Source organism: Arthrospira sp. PCC 8006, assembly GCF_046480465.1.
Lineage (GTDB): Bacteria > Cyanobacteriota > Cyanobacteriia > Cyanobacteriales > Microcoleaceae > Limnospira > Limnospira platensis.
On sequence record NZ_PKGG01000275.1, the window covers coordinates 1 to 5,736 of the forward strand.

The 5,736-nt window shown below is 38.0% G+C and carries 9 protein-coding genes, 1 tRNA gene and 3 pseudogenes; 11 read left to right on the forward strand and 2 right to left on the reverse strand.

The window, feature by feature from the left end; genetic code table 11:
- The 11 genes and pseudogenes from B9T16_RS24810 to B9T16_RS24860 all read left to right on the forward strand — a co-directional run.
- Window positions 1-281: hypothetical protein (locus B9T16_RS24810; RefSeq protein WP_410246022.1), on the forward strand; the 281-nt coding region annotated here is incomplete at its 5' end.
- Entirely contained in the window at window positions 271-654 is a 384-nt protein-coding gene (locus B9T16_RS24815; RefSeq protein ID WP_006616299.1) for a hypothetical protein, read from the forward strand. The genes B9T16_RS24810 and B9T16_RS24815, both read left to right, overlap by 11 nt.
- A 26-nt stretch (window positions 655-680) precedes the next feature.
- Window positions 681-1,031 (forward strand): hypothetical protein, encoded by a 351-nt coding sequence (locus B9T16_RS24820; RefSeq protein ID WP_410245667.1) that lies wholly within the window; start codon window positions 681-683, stop codon window positions 1,029-1,031.
- A gap of 2 nt (window positions 1,032-1,033) precedes the next feature.
- A complete protein-coding gene (locus B9T16_RS24825; protein WP_410245666.1) occupies window positions 1,034-1,246 on the forward strand; it encodes a hypothetical protein in 213 nt (70 codons plus the stop codon).
- Window positions 1,247-1,314: 68 nt separating this feature from the next.
- Window positions 1,315-1,629 carry a hypothetical protein gene (locus B9T16_RS24830; protein WP_035736216.1) on the forward strand — a complete coding sequence of 105 codons (315 nt, stop codon included), beginning with the start codon at window positions 1,315-1,317 and terminating at the stop codon, window positions 1,627-1,629.
- Window positions 1,630-1,825: 196 nt separating this feature from the next.
- Window positions 1,826-3,052: pseudogene (locus B9T16_RS24835) on the forward strand (hypothetical protein).
- Window positions 3,049-3,270, forward strand: a complete 222-nt coding sequence (locus B9T16_RS24840) for a hypothetical protein (RefSeq protein ID WP_035737354.1) — start codon at window positions 3,049-3,051, stop codon at window positions 3,268-3,270. The pseudogene B9T16_RS24835 and the gene B9T16_RS24840 overlap by 4 nt, the downstream one beginning before the upstream one ends.
- A gap of 62 nt (window positions 3,271-3,332) precedes the next feature.
- Window positions 3,333-3,611, forward strand: coding sequence for a hypothetical protein (locus B9T16_RS24845; protein ID WP_410246023.1), 279 nt, complete (start codon window positions 3,333-3,335; stop codon window positions 3,609-3,611).
- Window positions 3,612-3,647: 36 nt separating this feature from the next.
- The gene (locus B9T16_RS24850; RefSeq protein WP_014275131.1) at window positions 3,648-3,920 is read left to right on the forward strand and encodes a hypothetical protein; all 273 of its coding nucleotides are present in this window, start codon (window positions 3,648-3,650) and stop codon (window positions 3,918-3,920) included.
- Window positions 3,874-4,236, forward strand: a pseudogene (locus B9T16_RS24855) (hypothetical protein). Before B9T16_RS24850 ends, B9T16_RS24855 begins: the two are co-directional and overlap by 47 nt.
- Before the next feature lie 251 nt (window positions 4,237-4,487).
- The gene (locus B9T16_RS24860; RefSeq protein ID WP_014275657.1) at window positions 4,488-4,649 is read left to right on the forward strand and encodes a hypothetical protein; all 162 of its coding nucleotides are present in this window, start codon (window positions 4,488-4,490) and stop codon (window positions 4,647-4,649) included.
- Window positions 4,650-5,028: 379 nt separating this feature from the next.
- Here the strand turns inward: B9T16_RS24860 and B9T16_RS24865 are convergent.
- Together B9T16_RS24865 and B9T16_RS24870 are read right to left on the reverse strand one after the other, a co-directional pair.
- Window positions 5,029-5,101 (reverse strand) — tRNA-Phe (locus B9T16_RS24865).
- Window positions 5,102-5,205: 104 nt separating this feature from the next.
- Window positions 5,206-5,736, reverse strand: a pseudogene (locus B9T16_RS24870) (metallophosphoesterase); the annotation flags it as partial.

Below are 5,736 nucleotides of genomic sequence, written 5' to 3' on the forward strand. Positions count from 1 at the left end.
ATAATAAACTTTACCCGTTGATGTATATGGGAATGTCGTTTGCTATAAAGGTTCCTAACTATGCAGGAAGAGGAAAACTTCAATGGCAATTAACAGCCGTTAAATTTTACCATGAATTTCTGGCTTATTATGTGGGAAAAATCATGAAAAAATTAATCCCATTACGCCCAGATAAAATTGAGGAAATTCTCAATAAAGCACTTGAATATTGCCGGGAAGAATGGAGGATTTATCAAGCTGAATCTGGTGGCGATAAAGAGGAGGTAAATAATGATGATTAACAAGTATCACGCCAAAGGACAATATGATGAGGGCCATTACTTTGCATCAACGCTAGAGAGCAAGGTGTATCACCTACTCAAAAAGTATGATGACAACCTATCAATACACCCCCGATTAACTTTGGTTGATCACTGTAATGATTGGAAGTCAATTACATGGAAGCCAGACTTTTATAGTCCAGTTTTCAACCAATACATCGAAGTAAAGGGAACGCTAACAACCGAGTTTAAACTCAAGATGCAATTGCTTAATTACCTTAATCCCGGAATGATTGAAGATATTTGGTTTGTCACTCGGAACAGGTCTTATCGTTGGCCAGGTATTTATTTAATGAATATCGATGAGTTCCAACGACATCTGAAAGCACAATAATTTAAGTTAATAGGAGAACAGCAACCGTGATAAATCTACACTATAAAGGCATATTTAGCCTCAATGGTGAACTTGTGCAAAGCCATTATAAACCCCATAAATTTGACCAAAATACAATCATTGTGGCTTATCAAGTCTTGACACATATTGAGGAACACAAAACACCTGAATTCAAGAATATTACCTATCAGGTAATGGGTAGTTACAGACCACGTGGTGATTATCAAGGCTCTGCAATTATTAAGCTAACTAAACAATCACAGTTTAGAGTTCAGCTATCCGGTAATCCAATGTTTTGGTATGGTTGTCGCCAAATTGCAGCCAGAATCAAATCACCTAACACAATCAACAATCAACAATTAACTAAGGAAGAGTAATCATGAGTATTGGATATTACGGTAAAAGAGATGACGATAAATTCGCGTTTTGTAGTGCAGTTAAATCTGGAGAATCAGGCACATTCCTAGTGATTAGTCAAGCATCCGAATTAATTTACCTCACCTATGGATATTCGGGAAAGGTGTATCAGGTGATTTTGCTAACTTCAATGATAGGGATTGGAGTTATTCCAAAGGTGATGAAGAATTATTAGCTGTCAGGTTTTTTATTGAAAAATACGAGACTGAATATAACGGCAAAAAACGATAATACACCCCTACAATGCTAGAACTTGCATTGCTTAAAATAATAGAAAGTGACGCAATGCTTACAGACGGTTCTGTGATGTTTACAGCAACAATAAACTTAGGGCAATCATCAGTCATACCTTCTAACAGGATATTAGAAGGAAATATCGGAGATGATAATTTCAACTCTGACATTTCTAATATCTTCTATATTGAGGATATAGAAGAATTTGATGAACGGGTAGCTAATTACTCTATCGCTGATATTGACGCTTTCATTGAATCCAAAACCCAAAAAATGGTGGCTTTGGTGGTAAACCGAAATACAAAACCTTTGAAGAAAGGCTAACAGAAGGGGCTAAGGTTTTGGATTGTGACCCTAGCTTTGATAGCCTTTATAACAAGGTTAAAAAACTTGATTCTGATGTCTTGATAGCTTTAATTGAGTTACTGCGATTAATGTAGTCACAAATAATCCCCCCTAAAATTTTAGGGGGGATAACCACCATACCATGTCAGCAATACAAGAGCGATAGGAGTGTACCATGTCCGACGACTATATCGATTATAGGCTAATCAGAAGCCAAATGTCATCTGAACTTGACGAAATAATCACGGATGGCAATTTAGGTAAACAGATAGAATCGGTGTGTAGGGCTGTCTGTGTTCTGCCATATCCTGATATCCAATTCCCTATTGTAACCTCGTTTATAGCGTCTCCAGTAACCCTTATGAGTACAGCAGGAATCCTGTTCCTTTGGGGGTCTAGTGGTACTGGAAAGTCACAGATAGCTACTATTGCGGCTTCACTGTATCGCACCGACACAGTGTTAGCTAACAGCACATTTGCTTCACTGAGAAACAAGATACAACACGAACGCTTTTATGACCCCCTTCAATGTGAATTTGAGAAAAATTTTATATTGGTATGGGAAGATATCACCCCTAGCNTTATTAATTGAAAATGAGAATATGTTATCGCTTTTCAAGGTGTTAAACCGCAAAAATAGCCGAATAACCATCAGTAGTCAAATACCGGGAACTAACATGGTATTTGATGCTTTCGCTTTAAAGGTGATTAATTCAATACATCCATTGTGGACATTTTGGAAATTAAACGAACTCAAAATACGAATGTTTCCTATATGGTTTAAAAAACGAGATACAATGACATCAGAAGAATATAGGGGGAATAGTTACGAATTAAGCGATTTAAACGATGTAGAAGATATTACGCTTGATAAATTATCATCTCATTATCATCTCAATTAGAAATTTTCTGGAGAGATCTCGATAACTGCAATCAATACAGCAAGGTCAAAAAACAACTACAGAAACACAAAAAAGATATCATTAACGCTAGGTTATCAAGTGAAATCATTGTCACCCATTCATTGATTTATCAATTATCTATCAATGAATCAATTAAACGCTTCAATGATTACTGGGATTTTTTTATTAAAAAAATCTTGACTATATCATCAGGTACTGAGCAATTTTTGGATAGTTTTATCGCTCAAAGTATAGAAGCCAAAACAAATCAAAATCAACAAGCTATTAACGCGGGGTGTCCAGAATTAATCTAGGTTGTAACTGATATTGACCCCAAGACTCTGAAAGAAACCATTGAGAGAGCCAAAAATGATGGTTATTTAGATTCAATAGTTACTGTGCATGAATTAAATAATCTAATAAAAAATAGAGGATATAATATGATTAATCAGAACGGCAAAAATGTTTGGGAACAAATAATTTATGAGACCCAAAAATGACCCAAAACAATATAAATGCTATTGCAAAAATAAGGTTTAAAACATTTAAACAAATGGTAGATAGTACAATCTACAACGCCAACAGAGAAGACGCTAGAGATACGTTAATCAGTATTATGGATGATTGCGAGATTGAGTTATCTGTAGCAGAAGCAAAAAAACAATTATTGCTTAAACAGCTTAATTATATCAAGCATTTACTGACCAAAATCGAATAGTTTAACGTCGTCTCGGACGGGTTTAAACTATCACAGCTTAACCATCATCAAAGGATAAAACTATGTCAATCAAATCAAGTACACCCGGATTAAACGTAGTAGAATATAGCTATATTAGCAATCGAGTCAACCCTAACGTTGTGGGATTGCTTGACTTAGTAGAACTTGCTATCACGCCTGAACAATTTGATGAAATTATCGAATTTATCCAAATCCACAGGCATTTTTTAAACGCGGAAATCGAGTTACTCAAAGGCATTGAAGCCTTGCTTAATGCAAAAATTACAGAACACAACAATAGTCAAAATCACCCTGACAATGATTATCATGAGTTCAATTAATCAGTTACTGCAATGCAATCAATAGGAGACAAAACCATGAATGAAGAACAAGCAAGGTTAATGGTTATCGCGGAATTAGCACGTGATATTTACGCTCAAATGATGTCACGATATATCCCCTACGCTAACCAAGATACCAGGATGAAATTAGCCGAAATAGCTCATAACGCCGCTGTTGATTTTATGACGGTACAGAAAAAATGGGTATCGTCTCAAGAGACAGTTATTCAACCAGTATCATTTATGTCCGACTTTAGCGGCAATGGTTACAGTAGCGATATTTTTATGGGAGGTAACTTTGATACCTAAATTACTCCCAGTAGTAACGTTAACGGGAAGCTATACCGGGTTTTTAGTAAGTCATAGTATCTGCATTGAGGTAGGCTCTTCAGAATGGTTTAAATACCTATAAACCCATAAATCCTTTTCAGTAGAGGTTAATGGTAAACGATTTACAGCGTGCAAAAAAACCTCAATCAATGGTTTTACCTACTGGAACCTCAAAGGGTGGGATGGTAGCGTCAATCATCACATTTACATAGGGAAAGCTGACCAAGTCACTGTAGACAAGCTAACAGACGTAGCGTTAGCTATGATTACTAAGTGCAGAATGAGAAAACCCTAAACCCTAACACCTAACAGCTACCCCAATAACTTAAATGGCCCCCTATGGTTTCTGACTGTAGGGGGTGCGTGTATGTATTTTTCATTTATAGACTATAATTTATAGACTATAAATCGTTTATATGAATGCTCACCCTATCATGTCCAGATATTACCCAGAACTACTTTACCCCTAACAGATAGCTTTACCTACAACCTACGGCTAAGATTTTGGCTTAGGGTGTTTATTAGGGGTACTGGGTTCTGAACGAAATGAATACCCCTATAAATTGGAGACTTGCTGAGGATTTTGTGGGTATCAGCCCCGATGAGGAAACAAGTCACCAGTTGAAAAGTTGTTTGGGGGTATCGCTTCAGTATGTCATAGCCGGGTTAGTCGTGATTATGCGATCGCATTTTGTTGGTAGCGAGTAGGCTCCTCAAGATTTCACCAATAATCTGACTCCCATAGGGAACCCACTATGGGTTGATTTGAGCCATACCCTCCCCCTAACCGAAACAAGCACTATTGGGGAAACGAACGATGTGATAGCAGTCAATGGTTCGTTACGAACCGAAGGCTTGCCATTGACGGGTATCACGAGAGAGTTACCCTGTCTGTGTTTGGTTAGGGGGAGATAGTAGGCATTTGACAGATTGATTAAGTTGTGCTTGTTGACTGAGTAATCATCCTATTGACAGAATTATTTTCCTATGCTAGGACTAGATTGTGAGTAATATCTGAGTAACTCAATAGGATATAGGGGTTGAGTAATAACCCGCTATCGCTGTCAGGATAAGGTTTTTCCCAAAATGCCAGGAGGCGGACTTGAACCGCCGACACGAGGATTTTCAGTCCTCTGCTCTACCGACTGAGCTATCCCGGCTTATTCCCACGATTAACTATCGTATCAGCAGTCAATCGATTTTGTCAACCCCTGGCGCGGAATTTTTTTGATAGTGAACTCAAAAGCCGATGTATATGGGTTGATCAGCTATTGGGGGTCAATAGGGAAAACTCATCAAATTTGATCACTTGACTATTAGGCTGTTCTGTGTTGAACAGATAGCTGCTCACAGTGGCCGTGCCCGTGTCCAAAATACTAAAAACTGTAATATCGTTACTAGCGATATAGGGTTGAGGTGCGCCATCTCTATCGGAAACGGGACTAAGATTAGGAATGATAGGTTGGAGTCCGTTGGGGTCTCCGAATGGGGTATATACTTCGGTGAAAGCTGGGGGAACAAATCGGCGATTATTTCCCCAAGCCGCACCATAACTATTTCCGACATTGGAAGATTCTAAAAAGTTAATTCCCGTGGGTCCCAGAAATCGGTTCCATAGGTGGGAGTGTCCGTAATACACCAGTTGAACTCCGGCGGCTTCTAATAATGGCATAACATCCCTAATTAAATAATCAGATGATTTGGGATATTCATAGCGAATCATAATAATATTGCCGTTATTATCAACATCCTTAATTTGCACGGGTGCCGTATAGGCGGGAACTATATTATCCCC